Source organism: Bacteroides faecis MAJ27, assembly GCF_900106755.1.
Taxonomy (GTDB): domain Bacteria; phylum Bacteroidota; class Bacteroidia; order Bacteroidales; family Bacteroidaceae; genus Bacteroides; species Bacteroides faecis.
Genome location: NZ_FNNN01000011.1, coordinates 120,519 through 136,407 on the forward strand (window position 1 = coordinate 120,519; position 15,889 = coordinate 136,407).

The 15,889-nt window shown below is 44.1% G+C and carries 15 protein-coding genes; 5 read left to right on the top strand and 10 right to left on the bottom strand.

What is annotated here, in order from left to right:
- The first annotated feature begins 22 nt into the window (after positions 1-22).
- Complete coding sequence (locus BLW31_RS11325) at positions 23-472, top strand: type I restriction enzyme HsdR N-terminal domain-containing protein (RefSeq protein ID WP_010538022.1); 450 nt, start codon at positions 23-25, stop codon at positions 470-472.
- A 123-nt stretch (positions 473-595) separates the two neighbouring features.
- Here the strand turns inward: BLW31_RS11325 and BLW31_RS11330 are convergent, their stop codons facing one another.
- From BLW31_RS11330 to BLW31_RS11350, 5 genes are all read right to left on the bottom strand, one after another.
- Positions 596-3,742 (bottom strand): efflux RND transporter permease subunit, encoded by a 3,147-nt coding sequence (locus BLW31_RS11330; protein ID WP_010538023.1) that lies wholly within the window; start codon positions 3,740-3,742, stop codon positions 596-598.
- 86 nt (positions 3,743-3,828) lie between these two features.
- Complete coding sequence (locus BLW31_RS11335; RefSeq protein WP_022301771.1) at positions 3,829-4,938, bottom strand: efflux RND transporter periplasmic adaptor subunit; 1,110 nt, start codon at positions 4,936-4,938, stop codon at positions 3,829-3,831.
- 33 nt (positions 4,939-4,971) lie between these two features.
- Complete coding sequence (locus tag BLW31_RS11340) at positions 4,972-6,369, bottom strand: efflux transporter outer membrane subunit (protein WP_010538025.1); 1,398 nt, start codon at positions 6,367-6,369, stop codon at positions 4,972-4,974.
- 137 nt (positions 6,370-6,506) lie between these two features.
- Entirely contained in the window at positions 6,507-7,337 is an 831-nt protein-coding gene (locus BLW31_RS11345) for a zinc ribbon domain-containing protein (RefSeq protein WP_010538026.1), read from the bottom strand.
- A 5-nt stretch (positions 7,338-7,342) separates the two neighbouring features.
- Positions 7,343-8,437 (bottom strand): Nif3-like dinuclear metal center hexameric protein, encoded by a 1,095-nt coding sequence (locus BLW31_RS11350; RefSeq protein WP_010538027.1) that lies wholly within the window; start codon positions 8,435-8,437, stop codon positions 7,343-7,345.
- A gap of 106 nt (positions 8,438-8,543) precedes the next feature.
- Between BLW31_RS11350 and BLW31_RS11355 the strand changes: the two genes are divergently transcribed.
- Positions 8,544-8,963, top strand: coding sequence for a DUF4891 domain-containing protein (locus tag BLW31_RS11355; RefSeq protein ID WP_022301770.1), 420 nt, complete (start codon positions 8,544-8,546; stop codon positions 8,961-8,963).
- A 37-nt stretch (positions 8,964-9,000) separates the two neighbouring features.
- Here the strand turns inward: BLW31_RS11355 and BLW31_RS11360 are convergent, their stop codons facing one another.
- The 3 genes from BLW31_RS11360 to BLW31_RS11370 are packed head-to-tail and all read right to left on the bottom strand — an operon-like array spanning position 9,001 to position 10,725.
- Positions 9,001-9,279 carry a hypothetical protein gene (locus BLW31_RS11360; protein ID WP_010538029.1) on the bottom strand — a complete coding sequence of 93 codons (279 nt, stop codon included), beginning with the start codon at positions 9,277-9,279 and terminating at the stop codon, positions 9,001-9,003.
- Positions 9,276-10,070, bottom strand: coding sequence for an ABC transporter permease (locus BLW31_RS11365; protein ID WP_010538030.1), 795 nt, complete (start codon positions 10,068-10,070; stop codon positions 9,276-9,278). Before BLW31_RS11365 ends, BLW31_RS11360 begins: the two co-directional genes overlap by 4 nt.
- 34 nt (positions 10,071-10,104) lie before the next feature.
- A complete protein-coding gene (locus BLW31_RS11370) occupies positions 10,105-10,725 on the bottom strand; it encodes an ABC transporter ATP-binding protein (protein WP_010538031.1) in 621 nt (206 codons plus the stop codon).
- Between the two features lie 86 nt (positions 10,726-10,811).
- On the opposite strand from BLW31_RS11370, the gene BLW31_RS11375 reads away from it, so the two are divergent.
- The 3 genes from BLW31_RS11375 (at position 10,812) to BLW31_RS11385 (ending at position 13,465) form a co-directional block, all read left to right on the top strand.
- Positions 10,812-11,354: a ferredoxin domain-containing protein gene (locus tag BLW31_RS11375; RefSeq protein WP_010538032.1), complete on the top strand. Its 543-nt coding sequence runs from the start codon at positions 10,812-10,814 to the stop codon at positions 11,352-11,354.
- 70 nt (positions 11,355-11,424) lie between these two features.
- Positions 11,425-12,540: an agmatine deiminase family protein gene (locus BLW31_RS11380; RefSeq protein ID WP_010538033.1), complete on the top strand. Its 1,116-nt coding sequence runs from the start codon at positions 11,425-11,427 to the stop codon at positions 12,538-12,540.
- A 40-nt stretch (positions 12,541-12,580) separates the two neighbouring features.
- Positions 12,581-13,465, top strand: coding sequence for a carbon-nitrogen hydrolase (locus tag BLW31_RS11385; RefSeq protein ID WP_010538034.1), 885 nt, complete (start codon positions 12,581-12,583; stop codon positions 13,463-13,465).
- 98 nt (positions 13,466-13,563) lie between these two features.
- On the opposite strand, the gene BLW31_RS11390 is transcribed toward BLW31_RS11385, so the two are convergent.
- Complete coding sequence (locus BLW31_RS11390) at positions 13,564-13,953, bottom strand: GtrA family protein (protein ID WP_010538035.1); 390 nt, start codon at positions 13,951-13,953, stop codon at positions 13,564-13,566.
- On the bottom strand, positions 13,950-15,887 hold the full coding sequence (locus BLW31_RS11395) for an LTA synthase family protein (protein ID WP_010538036.1): 1,938 nt from the start codon (positions 15,885-15,887) through the stop codon (positions 13,950-13,952). The genes BLW31_RS11390 and BLW31_RS11395 overlap by 4 nt, the downstream gene beginning before the upstream one ends.
- Between the last annotated feature and the right edge of the window lie 2 nt (positions 15,888-15,889).

Here is a 15,889-nt window from a genome sequence, read left to right on the forward strand (position 1 = left end):
ATTTAACTTACAAAAATAATAAATGTTATCGTTAAACCTACCAGTATTCGACACTAAAATAAACGTACGAAACGGAAAAAATGTAATTTTCGACGTGATTCGCAAACGATATGTCGCGCTTACCCCCGAAGAATGGGTACGTCAACACTTTGTTCACTTTCTTATTGCACACAAAGGATATCCGAGCGCGCTGCTTGCCAACGAGGTAATGGTCAAGCTGAACGGTACAACCAAAAGATGTGATACCGTGCTTTACCGGAGAGATCTGTCAGCGCGAATGATCGTAGAATACAAAGCCCCGCACATCGAAATCACACAAGCCGTATTCGATCAGATAACCCGCTATAATATGGTGTTGAAAGTTGATTATCTGATAGTAAGCAACGGAATGCAACATTATTGTTGCCGGATAGATTATGCACATCAGAGTTATACCTTTCTTCAGGATATTCCCGATTATAACATCCTATAAAAATGGTGTCACTATGTGCTTGGGATACTGACACTATACCAGACACATAGTATCAGTATCCCAAGCACATAGTGACACCATAATATTATTGATTTCAGATACGTTGCAAACGATATTCTATTTTTACATATTCGTATCTTTTTTCACATCATTATCCTTCTTCTTACTAAATCTTTCCTGCAATTTCTGCATCAATTCATAGAAGTTAGGAATATAAATCGTCGCTAATAAAGTATTCATTGCCATACCGAAAACGACCGCAGTCCCCAATGCTATACGACTCTGTGCACCGGCTCCGGCAGCGAAAAGCAAAGGCATCACCCCTAATACAAAAGCAAAAGAAGTCATCAGAATCGGGCGCAAACGAACATGTCCAGCTTCGTATGCCGCCTCACGAATAGAGTTTCCTTCGGCACGAAAATCACGGGCAAATTCTACAATCAGAATACCGTTTTTGGCCGAAAGTGCAACAAGCAGGATAATACCAATTTGTGTATAGACACTGACCGAAGTCCCCATGATCAGACAGCCTATCATCGCTCCCAGCAGAGCTACAGGCAACCCGATAACAGCAGCTACCGGACTGGTCCAGCTTTCATACTGCGCAGCCAGAACCAAGAAAGCTACAATTAAAGCCATAACCAAAACAACAGTAGTAGTATTTCCCGCCTGCGTTTCCTGATAGGCAACCGATGTCCATTCATAACCAAATTCGTCTCCCAACTGTTCTTTGAACAAAGCTTCCATTTCTTGAATAGCCTGTCCTGAGCTACTGCCGGGAGCTACGTTACAGGTCAGAGCAGCTGTCGAATACATATTGTAACGATTGATCTGATCCTGCCCCAACCGTTCTTCCACTTTGGTAAAGGAAGAAAGAGGCACCATCTCTCCTGCCGAGTTGGCAACACTTAGTTTTAAAACGTCATCAATAACCCGTTGCGCCTGGTCACGTGCTTCTATTTTCACTTGATAAATGTGGCCAAATTCAACAAAATCATTCACGTATGCCGCACCCATATAGTAACTTAATGTCGAGAATACATCATTTAGGGCAATACCCATGAATTGCACTTTATCACGGTCGATATTCAAGAAGTATTGCGGAACATTTGCCTGGTACTGGCTGGATACAGAAGCCAAAGCCGGTTTGGAATGATAAGAAGCAAGCAGCGAGTTAATAGCCTGTTGCATTTCCGTCGGCCCTAAATTTCTCCGGTCCTCCAGCTGAAGTTGCAAACCACCGGAGGCACCCAAACCGGGAATAGCCGGAGGTACCATAGCAAATGCCTGGCCAGCCTGGATTTCCATATACGCTTCCCCATTAAAACGGTCGACAACGGCAGCAGCCGTATGCTCCTTCCCTTTCCTTTCATCCCAGTTTTTCAGAACAACAAAATAGGTAGCGGAATTGCTCTGCTCACCTCCTCCCATTACGGAAAAACCGGAGATTCCAATATAATTCTCCACTTCCGGATAAGAATCTAAAATAGCATTGATTTTATCCCCGACAGCTTGCGTACGCTCCAGACTGGCTGCCGGAGGGAGCTGAACAACAGCTATAAAATAACCATCATCTTCATCCGGAATAAATGTCGACGGCCAACGCATAAAGAGTATGATGGCAATAACCGTCAAAACAGCAAAAGACACAAAAGAAATGACCGGGCGCTGGAGCAACCACTTCACCGTGCTGTCATACACTCCCTGCGTTTTATCATACGCTTTATTGAATCCCTTGTATATAAAGAAATTAGATGGTTTGCTCTTTTCCAAAAACAACGCACAGAGAGCAGGTGTCAGTGTCAATGAGTTAAAACCACTCAATACTGTGGAAGCAGCAATTGTCAATGCAAATTGCTTATACAACTGACCGGAAATTCCGCTGATCATCATCGTCGGAATAAATACGGCAAGCAGCACAAGCACCACTCCGACAATCGGTCCTGTAATTTCTCCCATGGCTTTCGTTACTGCTTCACGAGTCGAATATTGTCCGGTTTCCAATAATCTCGAAGCATTTTCAACCACCACTATGGCATCATCCACAACAATGGCAACTGCCAGAATCAATCCGAACAAAGTAAGCGTATTGATGGAAAAACCAAATGCTGCCATGACTGCCAGCGTACCGATTAATGATACAGGAATGGTGATACAAGGAATAATAACCGCTCTCCAGTTCTGCAAAAACAAGAAAATTACCAGTACCACAAGCAGTGTTGTTTCAAAGAATGTCACCATTACCTCATCAATAGAGGCATGAATTACATCCGTTGTATCCAAGGTTACGTTATAGGCAATTCCTGCGGGAAAACTAGCTGCCATTTCCTCCATTTTTGCCTTCACCCCTTTTGAAACGTCCAGCGAATTGGAACCCGGTTGCTGATAGATAGCAATAGCTGCGGTAGGCTTACCTTTCAACCGGGATACTACATTATAAGAAGCAGACCCCAAATCTATTCGCGCAATATCTTTGAGACGAAGCATTGCCCCATCCTGTTCCCGACGAATGATAATATTTCCAAATTGCTCCGGAGAAGTAAGTCGTCCCTGTACATTAAGCGTATATTGAAAAGCGTTTTTATTGTCCTTTCCAATAGGTTGACCGATATAACCGGCGGACACCTCCATATTCTGAGATTGGATAGACTGATACACTTGTGCCGGAGAGATGTTCCGGATACGCATGGCTTCAGGGTCCAGCCAGATACGCATGGAGTAATCACCCGCTCCCATGACATTAACAGCCCCTACACCCGGCACACGCGATAACTGATCGACTAAATTCAGTTTTGCATAGTTAGTCAGATAAAGACTGTTGTAAACGGAATCCTGCGAAGTCATTGTCAAAAACATGACGATATTGGAAGACTGTTTCTGCACCGTTACTCCCTGCACCACTACAGGCTCCGGCAGGGAGGACTGTGCAACACTTACCCTGTTCTGGACTTGCACGGTAGCCATATCAATATCTGTACCGACGGCAAATGTTATTGTCAACGAATATGCTCCCGAAGAGGAAGAATTTGAAGACATATAAAGCATACCGTCCACCCCATTCACCTGCTGTTCGATGGGAAGCCCTACTGTTTGGGCTACAGTTTCGGCATTTGCACCGGGATAGACAGCCGACACTTGTACTGTCGGAGGCGTTATCTCGGGAAATTGCGCCACAGGTAATATATTGAGCGCGATCAAACCGGCTACCACAATGAGCAGGGCAAGTACGGTAGCAAAGATTGGTCGGTTAATGAAAAACTTAGAAAACATAATATATAAGTTTACGATTAATATTTAGTTAAGGACAAATAGTTACTTGCCTACACCGTTCGGGGAAAACCAACAAACCGATCATATCAAGGTATCGGCTTTATCTTCATTCCATCCCTGACTTTCATCAGAGCTTCGGTTACATATCGTTCCTGAGGTGAAAGTCCTCCCAATACTTGGCGTAAGGTATCATTAATCAATTGTCCTACCTCAATATGCCGATAACGTACTATATCCGAATCATTAACAGCATACAGGAATTTACCGAGCTGATCGGTTCCGATTGAAGCCTCTTTCACAAGAACTGCATGATCAGCCTCTCCATAAGGCAATGTAATGCTGACGTACAATCCGCTTTTCAATACCCCCTGCGGATTGTCAAAGTTGGCACGAACCATCAAAGTTCCTGTATTCAAATCCACGTTCGGTGACAGATAATCCAGTGTTGCCGGATAAGTTTCAGCCCCCTCTTTCCCCAACTGAACCATAATCTTCTGCGGGAGGCTCTTCGCCGATTGCTGATTATTCATAGACATCTCCAGCCATTGATTATCAGCGACATTAAAATACGCGTACATCTGGTCGTCCTTATAAATAGTGGCCAATGTGACCGGTTGCAAAGAACCGCCTACATAGCTGCCGACATCGACTGTCGATTTACTGATTGTCCCGTCAAAAGGAGCACGGACATAGCAATACCCTAAATTTGTACGTGCTGTACTTAAAGCAGCTTCCGCATTGCTGACAGCCGCTACCCCCTCTTTCACAGACGATTCCGACTGCAACACTTGTATCTTACTCACAGCATCACTCTTCACCGCCTCTTTCATCCGGCTATAATTATTACGAGCGTATTCCAGCTGCGCCTGAGCTGTTTTCAGTTCAGCTTCCGCCTGCGCCACTTTATCATTATATAAGGCAGGCTCTATTACAAACAGCAGTTGCCCCTTTTTTACCCGTCCGCCCGGTGTGTAAGAAACAGACTGTAATGTTCCGTTCACTCTGGCTACAAGATTTACAGTCTTCTCCGTCGTCAGATAGCCCGGATAATCTTTCGTCAAAGTGATATCCTTCACTATAGGTTTCGCTACGCTAATTGCCGGCGTCGGCATTCCCTTCATTGCCCCGGCGTTTTTTTTCTCCTTGCAACCAGTCAATACCGACAATACAAGAAAAATATACATTAGTTTTTTCATATCCGTTAGGTTATATTTTATTTATAGATTCTTTTATTCTCTCCAACCGCCTCCCAGTGCTTTATAAAGATTTATCAGTTGCAGTAACGAGCTTCCCTGCGCCTGTACCAATTGATTCTCATAAGATAACAGAGACCGCTGTGCATCAAGCACATTCTGGAAAGGAGAAAGTCCTTGTTTATAAAGTTCTAGTGAAAGCTTCAAGGTTTCGACACCCTGATTACGTACTTCCCGCAAAGCTACAATCTGCTTGATCGAATTCCGGTAGGAGTTCATGGCATTATCCGTTTCTTGTACTGCAGTCAGAACCGTCTGATTAAATTGATTGATAGATTCATCCAACTGCGCCTTCGCCAGTCTTGTTGCATTTATCAGTTGCCCCCCGCTAAAGATTGTCCAGCTCAATGAAGGAGCAATCTCATAAGTCATACTTTTGCTTTTCACCAGATCATTCAAATCACGGGCTGCATATCCAAACGAACCTTTCAGAAAGACCTTCGGCAACCAATCGGATTTGGATGCGCCGAGCAATGCGGCCTGAGCATTCACACTTCTCTCCGCACCTCGTATATCCGGTCTTCTCAGTAACAAATCAACCGGCATACCCACCCCTATCGGTTCCATGTAATCAGGCAAGGTTCCGGTGATTTCCAATACAGGGCGTATTTCCTGCGGATACATCCCCAACAAAACAGCCAGTGTCGTAATATATTGATTGATACCTGCTTCCAATTGTGGTATGGAGGCTTTGGTACTGTACAAAACAGATTTGGCCTGTGCTACATCCAGTTTGGCAACAAGTCCGGTATTATAACGTACTTCCGTGATTTTCAAAACTTCTTCCTGCGAAGCAACATTCTTATTTACCACTTCAAGTTCCTGTTGCAATTCCCGCAGGTTAATATAGGCTGAGGCTACTTCTGCTGCCATAGACACCATAACCGCTGCATACTCTTCTTTACTGGCAGCAAAGTTTTCTTTTTGTGCTTTTACCCGCTTGCGGATACTGCCGAAGACATCGATTTCCCAGCTCATACTAACTGCAGCATCATAATAATGCTCGGTAGATTGAGGTAAACTACTGGTATTTCCACTGGTTTCCTGTCGGGTCCACCCGGCATTCAGTCCGATAGATGGAAAGAAATTTCCGCGCTCTGCCCAAAGGTTGGCACGTGCGGCGGCTATACGGTTAATAGCCATTGCTACGGAGTAATTTCGGTCTACTGCCAAAGCAATCAAAGAGTCCAGCTTGGTGTCCTGAAAAGACTTCCACCAGTGATCGTCCACCGGAAGAGTCTGTTGAAACACTGTTCCACTCTCTTCCCATTCTTTAGGAAGAGGAGTATTCAAATAGCGGTTCACTGTTTGTCCAACCGCAGTTACAGTCGAAAGAAACAAAAGGAGTGATACACTCCACGCTCGTACATTCATATTCAGTTCAGGTTTTTATGAAATGAAAAGATAACAATTCAAGGTTAGGTTTGTTTAGAGGGGCAGTAAAGTTAGAAGAAACAAAAAAAGCCCCGCACAAATGCGGAGCTTTCGAATATAGATTCAAACTTAGTATCTTATTCAGCTGTTTTTCTTCTGATTGCTCTTTTGGTAGTAGTAGCCGGAGCTTCCTCTACTTTATGTTCAATCTGTATACCAGCCAATTCCGGGTCGATCATGATACGTCCGCAATATTCGCAAACGATCACTTTCTTACGAGAACGGATATCCAGTTGTCTCTGAGGCGGAATCTTGTTAAAGCAACCGCCACATGCGTCACGCTGTACATATACAACACCCAATCCATTGCGAGAGTTCTTACGGATACGTTTGAACGACTGCAACAAACGCGGTTCGATCTTAGTTTCCAGATCTTTAGCTTTATCTCTCAGTTTTTCTTCTTCCTGTTTGGTTTCAGAGATAATTTCGTCCAGTTCACTCTTCTTCTGTTCGAGGTCTTTCTGTCTTTCACTGAGTATTTGTTCGTTCTTAACTACTTCAGCTTCTTTCTCTTCTCTGTCTGCGCTGAACTCTTTGATTCTCTTTTCGCAAAGTTCGATTTCCAGACTCTGGAATTCGATTTCCTTTGTCAGGAAATCATATTCACGGTTGTTGCGGACGTTGTCTTGTTGTGACTTATATTTTTCTACTGAAGCCCTTGCCGTTTCAATTTCTACTCTCTTGCCTGCAATAGCAGATTTCAGTTCATCCACTTCAGCTTTGATTTTGTCGATACGGGTACTCAAACCAGCGATTTCATCTTCAAGGTCCTGCACTTCCAATGGAAGTTCACCTCTCAATGTCTTGATTTCATCAATTTTAGACAACATAGTTTGCAGTTGGAACAGTGTTTTCAACTTCTGTTCTACCGTCAACTCAGTCGGATCTTTTTTTGCTTCTCTAGCCATTTTACTTATAAATATTTTATGGGATTCGTATTTATTTTACTCAATTGGAGCGCAAAATTAGGAAATAAATCCCGGATTATGGAATAAAAAATTTCTTTTGTATATTGTTCGCTTTCGTAATGACCGATTTCTGCCATCAGGATATCTCCTTCGTGGCCAAAATAATCATGATACTTAATTTCACCTGTAATAAAAACATCAGCTCCCGACCGGATGGCCTGTGAGAGCAAGAATGCTCCTGCACCCCCACACAATGCCACTTTCCGTATTTCCCTGCCTGTCAGTTTATTATGACGCAGGCATCCTACTTCAAACGTTTTCTTTATACGTTTCAGGAATTCCAGTTCCGTCTCCGGCTCTTCCAGTTCGCCAACAATTCCCGATCCTGCCTGTGTCCAGTCATTTTGCAACAGATACAAGTCGAATGCAGGTTCTTCATAAGGATGAACAGACAACAGCGTTCTGATTACTTCTGACTTTTTGAATACAGGAAGAATGGTTTCTATTCTCACCTCTCCTTCGCGATGAAGCTCCCCTATTGTTCCACAGAAAGGATGTGTTCCTTCTTTGGCACGGAATGTTCCTTCACCTTCCAGATTGTAGCTGCATGAGTCATAATTGCCGATATTGCCGCAACCGGCAGCAAAAAGTGCATTTCTTACCATATCAGCCTGAGCGGCAGGAACAAAAGTCACCAGCTTCATCAGGCTATTTTCCTTCGGCTCAAGAACTTTCAAGTCTTTCAGCCCGATCTTTTCGGCTATCTTATAATTCACCCCACCCTGTGCATTGTCAAGATTGGTATGTGCTGAATAGATCACAATATCATTCTTTATTGCTTTCAGTATACAGCGTTCCACATAATCTTTGCCGGTAATGGATTTATAACCTTTAAATATTAAAGGATGATGCGATATGACGAGATTGTATCCCAACGCGATAGCTTCATCCAACACAGCTTCGGTAACGTCAAGACACAACAAAGCCCCTGTTGCTTCCGCATCTGTCAATCCGATTTGCAGGCCGGCATTATCAAAACCGTCTTGCAATGGCAGAGGCGCGAATCGTTCAAGGGCGCTTACTATTTCCTTAATTTTCATTATTTAGAGAAAATTTGGTTGCAAATATAGCAAATAAAATAGGAATAAACTCCTATGTTATCGTTTTTTTAGTAAATTTGTCGCATATCCTTTAATTTAGAACACGATGAAAACAATTCTATCCTGCTGTTTAGTAATTATTTTGGCTGTTTCCTGTCAAATGAAACAGAAACAGAATCAGAATTCCGATGATTCCATCGCTGAAAACATGAGCGTTGATGGTACGGAAACTTGCATAGTAGATACGGTAAAAGCTACCGCTATCTTTTGGATAGACAAAGCAGAAGCCAAGCATTGCAAAGATTCGGGGCTCCGTACGATTAAAGCGAAAGTATTTATTCACGAAGATGGAAAGGTTGAGTTTGAGTCTTTCGTCAAAAAGCAATCCATTGGTTTAGAAAAGTATATACGCCATCATCTTGATAAATTCCAAATTTCAGAACGGATGTTGAAAAGCGGATATATACAGCCAGGAGAACAATTCGTTCAGCTTCGCTGCATGCGGGAGAAGCTGAAAGGAAAGTAACCACTCACCAGATTTCTTTTGGGAAGCGAATCTCCTTTTATTTGTGAAACTTCATCTGCACCTTATTTTTCAGTGCATATCGCTCATCCACGACTTTGTTTGTAGGAAAGAAAGTGAAAATAAGACGCCACTCTCCTTCTGTATAGACAAATTTGCGACCGCTTGCACCACGAAGAATTGCCCGGTATTTCTCCCATAAGAAGGTCTCGATACGTTCCGGCATTTCATTTCCAATTGCCGGGAACTCCACGGTAATGAAAAAATGCGGGATGGACAGTTCTGCTACTTTTTGGAATATCCGGTCAATGATTGTCATTTCTTCGTTTCTTTCGTTACTTCCAACAGTTTCCCGTATGCATCAAAGGAGCGTCGGGAAGCCAGTGAAATGGTTATCATCAGTGATAACATAGATGCCGTAAAGGTGATTACCATGATCATCATCTGATATTTAATCGCTACATTCGGACTACTGCCTCCCAGAATCTGTCCGATCATCGTACCCGGAAGAGCGACCAGTCCCATCACTGCAATATTCGCGATCAAAGGGCTGAACGACTTGATAATAGCTTGTTTTATAAAGGGAGCCTGAGCTTCCTGCCGTGTGGCACCGTTCCCCAATAAATAGCGATACAACTGCTGTTCCCGTTTCAATCCGCTATAATAGGTATTCAATGCGATCACATTACTCGAAAGCATATTTCCCATTAAAATTCCAAATACCGGAATAAAGTATTGAGCGCTGAATATGTTATCCAGCTGGAGGACAATACCGATAAAATACAATCCCACCACTACCACACTGCAAAAAAAGCCTACCGAGATAGGGATCAGCAGAATGCTCCGTTTCAGTTGAGTACGTACCAGTGCTGTCTGCCCGGCAACGAATATCATAATAATCACCCAAAGGAAATTGATCCAAGGATTATTCCATAAGAAAAGATATTTCAGATAGATGCCGATAAAAAACAACTGGACAATCATTCGAAGCGTACCTGTCACAGCAGGTTTCAGCAAACCGGTCCTGAATTTCCAGAGATAAAAGAATGGAATGGCAAGCAAAAGCAGGCCGATAAACAAATTATAGTATGATATGTCGATGGTTCCCAAAATAAATCCCCTTTATGCTAGTATTAAATTTCGTTTATAGTTCTATTAAATAATGACAGCCCGAAGCAAAGTCTTTATCGTGGGATACAGCTAATACAGCCGCCCCCTTCTCTGCCTGCCGCCGGAAGAAAGCCAGCACTTTGTCCGTTGATCCGGCATCCAATGCCGATGTCGGTTCATCAATAATAATCAAAGGCTTGTTGAGCATGGCAGCTACCGCCAACATGATACGCTGCCGTTGGCCACCAGAGACTTCATTCACCCTCTTCGCATATAAATCATGCTCCAGTCCCAACTCATCAAAATAATCATAAAGCCTCTCTTCCGAGAAAGGAGCAGAACGATTAATTTTCAGGTCAAACGGAAGAGCCACCATTTCCTTTACCCATTCAAAGGGTAAAGCCAATTCCTGTGGAATCCATGCAATCTGCCGGCGGACTATATCAATCGTTGATTTGTCCAGCAAGGTATCCCCTACTTTGATAGTCCCTTCCTTCAAAGGAACAAAACCCATCACCGCATTCAGCAATGAAGTCTTTCCGCAACCGGACTGTCCTACAATACAGGCCGTTTCTCCCCTCTCCAGATTCAGATTTAACCCGGAGAAAAGCACTTCTGTCCCAAAAGCGATACAAGCATTGTTGATATGTAGCATGGTGTTTTCAATTCTTTCTTTCCGGCAAAGGTACTATTTTCTTGAAAAACGTTATCTTTGCCTCACTAATTAATTCGAGAAAAGTTATGATACTGAATGAAAGAGATGCCCGTCACGAGCATATATTACAGGTAGCACGCCAGATGATGACCGCCGCACGTACTGCTCCGAAAGGGAAAGGAATAGATGTCATTGAAGTGGCTTTGATCACGGATGAAGAAATCAAACTGCTGTCGGACAAAATGATAGCTATGGTAGAAGAACACGGCATGAAGTTTTTCCTTCGGGATGCCGACAACATCCTGAGTGCCGAATGTGTTGTACTGATAGGTACACGCGAACAAGCGCAAGGATTGAATTGCGGACATTGCGGATTTGCGACATGTGCCGGACGTACGGAAGACGTCCCCTGCGCATTGAACAGCATCGATGTAGGCATCGCCATCGGTTCCGCCTGTGCCACAGCAGCCGATATGCGTGTAGACACACGTGTCATGTTCTCAGCCGGACTGGCAGCACAACGCCTTCATTGGCTGAAAGACTGCAAGATGGTTATGGCCATTCCGGTAAGTGCGTCTTCAAAGAATCCGTTCTTCGACCGGAAACCGAAACAGGAAGCTAAAGCATAACAGATGTGTCAAAAGGATGATACATCCTCATTTTATAAACTGATTTTATAACTAAATAGATTATAATCTAATGGGAATCATGGTTGGACTTCCCAGCCCCAGCGGCTCGGAAAAAGATTTGCAATTGAACTTTGGTAAGAATATGACTGTACAGGTAGAGATGAGAGCACCTCATTTGCCTGCCGAATGGCACTTGCAAAGCGGCATACAGCTGACATGGCCGCATGCCGGTACAGATTGGGCCTATATGCTGACAGAAGTACAAGAATGCTTTGTAAACATTGCCAAAGAAATAGCAAAGCGTGAGTTATTATTAATTGTGACTCCTGAGCCCGAAGAGGTTAAGAAGCAGATTGCCTCTACCGTAAACATGGACAATGTACGCTTTCTGAAATGCGAAACGAACGATACATGGGCACGCGACCACGGAGCTATCACCATGATAGATACCGGCAACCCTTCCCTGCTCGACTTTACCTTCAATGGCTGGGGATTGAAATTTGCCTCCGAGCTGGACAATCTGATCACCGGACAGGCCGTAAAAGCCGGAGCTCTGAGAGGTCAGTACATCGACTGCCTGGACTTCGTTCTTGAAGGAGGCTCTATCGAAAGTGACGGCATGGGCACACTGCTTACCACCACCGAATGCCTGCTCTCTCCCAACCGGAACGGAAAACTGAATCAGGTAGAAATAGAAGAATACCTCAAATCAACTTTCCATCTGCAAAAAGTGCTTTGGCTGGATCACGGCTATCTGGCCGGCGACGATACCGACAGTCACATCGATACCTTAGCGCGTTTCTGTTCCACAGACACCATTGCCTACGTAAAATGTGACAACAAAGAAGACGAACATTATGAAGCATTGCGTGCCATGGAGGAACAATTAAAAACATTCCGTACATTGGCAGGAGAACCCTACCGCCTGCTGGCATTGCCAATGGCAGACAAGATAGAAGAAGACGGTGAACGGCTGCCTGCCACCTATGCCAATTTCCTGATTATGAATGATGCCATTCTTTACCCTACTTATCAGCAGCCGGATCACGACCGGAAAGCGGCAGAAGTATTGCAGCAGGCATTCCCTGAACATGAAATCATCGGGATTGACTGCCGGGCATTAATCAAACAGCACGGTTCCCTGCATTGTGTTACGATGCAATATCCGTTAGGCGTTATCCTATAACGGACTTTTCAGTCAATCAGCATATTAATAATTATTCATCATGAGAAAGATAAAAGTAGGATTAATCCAACAATCCAATACCGCAGACATTCGGGTGAACCTGATGAACCTTGCTAAAAGCATTGAAGCGTGTGCCGCTCATGGAGCGCAACTGATCGTGCTGCAGGAGCTGCACAATTCGCTTTATTTCTGTCAGACAGAAAACACCCATCTGTTTGACCTTGCTGAACCTATTCCCGGACCATCCACAGGCTTCTACTCCGAACTGGCAGCTGCCAATAAAGTAGTGCTCGTTGCTTCACTCTTTGAAAAACGTGCGCCGGGACTGTATCACAACACGGCTGTCGTTTTCGACCGCGACGGAAGCATTGCCGGAAAATACCGGAAAATGCACATTCCGGATGATCCGGCCTATTATGAGAAGTTCTATTTTACTCCCGGAGACATCGGTTTCGAACCCATTCAGACTTCCCTGGGGAAACTGGGCGTACTGGTATGCTGGGATCAATGGTATCCGGAAGCTGCCCGACTGATGGCTCTGAAAGGTGCCGAACTTTTGATCTATCCTACCGCCATCGGCTGGGAAAGCAGCGATACGGATGACGAAAAAGCCCGTCAGCTCAATGCATGGATTATCTCCCAGCGTGCTCACGCAGTTGCAAACGGGCTTCCGGTTATCTCCGTCAATCGTGTAGGACATGAATCCGACCCTTCCGGGCAAACCAACGGTATCCAGTTTTGGGGAAACAGTTTCGTAGCCGGACCACAGGGAGAGTTTCTGGCACAGGCAGGCAACGATTGTCCGGAAAATATAGTCGTTGAAATAGACATGGAACGTTCGGAGAACGTCCGCCGTTGGTGGCCCTTCCTCCGCGACCGCCGAATTGATGAATATGACGGGCTGACCAAACGGTTTCTGGATTGAAGAATGACACCATGAACGATAGATAAAACAATACAGAGGTCCGCAAGAGCAGAAGCCTGAACGGCAACTCTTGCGGACCTCCGCACTTATATCCTCTTTTATTGGAAAGTAATCTTCTTATTAGCGATAAAATTAGCGGCCCCGTAGATAAACAATCCCAAGAACTGAGCCAGATACTCATTGACATCCAACCCTTCTACCAACAAAACAAGGAATAAAAACTGCGCAGTGTAAGCTACACCGAAGGCAGAACAGAAAAACAATATTTGTTTCCATACATTGTTCTTCCTCTTTTCTACAGGAAATATCCAATACTTGCACCAGATAAAATTATGAATCTGGGCTATAACATACGCTGTTACGTTAGCTACCATATAGTCTCCTTCGAATGACATTTCTCTCATCATCAGCCACACAACAAGGGCCATGATCAAAGCATTCATCGTTCCGATGACTATAAAGCGAAATATGCGCACCGATTCTTTCATTTCACCACAAGTTCGTCGTTATTCATCCGTATCATGTACTGCTGGATGATTGCTTTCAGTTCATCCTCCATCGACTGCTGCACATCCACCTGTCCCAGAAGATTATGTTCCAACAGTTTATCCGTCTTGAATGCATACATGGCTACGGTGTTCCGGCCATCAAACTGCAATAAATAATCACCTTTAAAGAACTGATAGATTCCATTGATATAGTTGACAGCATAAGTATCCTCGGCAGGCGTATTCAGCAAATCACATCCAAAGGAAACGAAAGGCTTGTCGTACCCTAAATAGCCCAATACGGTAGGCATAATATCAATCTGCTGGGCAATCACGTCTTTGCGGAAACCTTTCAAGTCACTTCCCGGCTGATAAAACACGACAGGAACAGAGAACAATCCGCTCTCCGTCTCATATTCCGGACGTTCCGGAGAGTTTGTATGATCTGCTGTGAAAACGAACAGAGTATTCTTGTACCACGGTTCTTTTGATACCTTTTCGAAGAATAGTTTCAAAGCATTGTCCGTATATCCGATACACTGGCGAATAGGTTTGTTTCCTTTCGGGAAAACACCTTCGTATTCCGCCGGAACTGCAAACGGATGATGGGAAGAAAGGCTGAACAGTGCAGCTGCAAAGGGTTGCTGAAAGCCGGACAAGGTATTGCCAAAGAACTGAAAAAACTTTTCATCCCAAATTCCCCAATGGCCGTCAAAATCCTTGTTGTCCGGATTAGCCTCATTATACTCCGTACGACCGAAGTAATGAGTATATCCTGCCGTCCGCGCAAAAGCCTCGAATCCCATGGAACCGTTATCCGCCCCATGAAAGAAAGCGGTATAATATCCTTTTTTACCCAGTTCTCCGCCTATACTGGATACTGTATTCAAGGAAGAAGGCGTCAGAAAGAACGGCTCTATAAACATCGGGATTCCCGATAATACGGAAGGCATTCCATCGATACTTTTCATTCCGTTAGAGAATGAGTATTTAAAAGTCAGCCCTTCAGCCATCAATGAGTCAAGGAAAGGCATATAGCCCTTGTATGTCCCATTGTCCAGTTCTTCATTCAGGAAGCCGCTGTTCTCTTTGCTGAAACTTTCCAGAATAAAGACAACGACATTCAGCGGTCGGAACTGTACACTATCTGCAGGCATGTGCACGGGAGTGTACAAAGCCTCCATTTTCTCTTTATCGAAGTATTGAGGGATGGCAAATGAAGTCTTCCCAAACGTACGGAAGATAGAAAAAGGCGTATTCAGTACGATTCCCGTCTCCATCGGGCGGTCTACATACTTATTGGCGTTGCTGATTGTAATAGGACGAACCATACCGGTAAATCCACCGCGCATTCCGCCGATGCACAAGTACACTCCAAGTGCCAAAGTAAGCAAATGAACGCCATAATAAAGCGGCAGGCGGTCTACCTTTACCGGCTTCGGCTTGCGATACAGCTTGAACAGGGCATACCCGAAGGCAATGGCAAACAGAGTCAGATACCAATGATTCACCAATTCTGTCCCTATAATACCTCCCAGATTCCCCTCATTCTTGAATTCACTGAATACAGACGCGGTCGTTCTCCGATGCGTATATTGGAAATAAACCGTATCCATCAGGTTCATTATAATGACAATCAGGTTGGTTGTCACAAAAATCCCCTTGGTTATCTTCTGATATATCGCATTTTCCTTATAATGCAATGGAATCAGCATCAAGAAGATATACAAAAGGTTCGTATAAAGAATGGCTGAGGTATCAAACAGGAATCCTCCTTCAAACATCCTCCAGATTCGTCCGGCAGTAAGATCGGAAAAAGCCTTCAGATTTTCTATCAGAAAGATGACACGACAGAGAATAAAGCACCCCATCACCAATAATAAATTAATTATAAGTGACAGGGTGGTATTATAAAGAGAACGATATTTGTTCATCG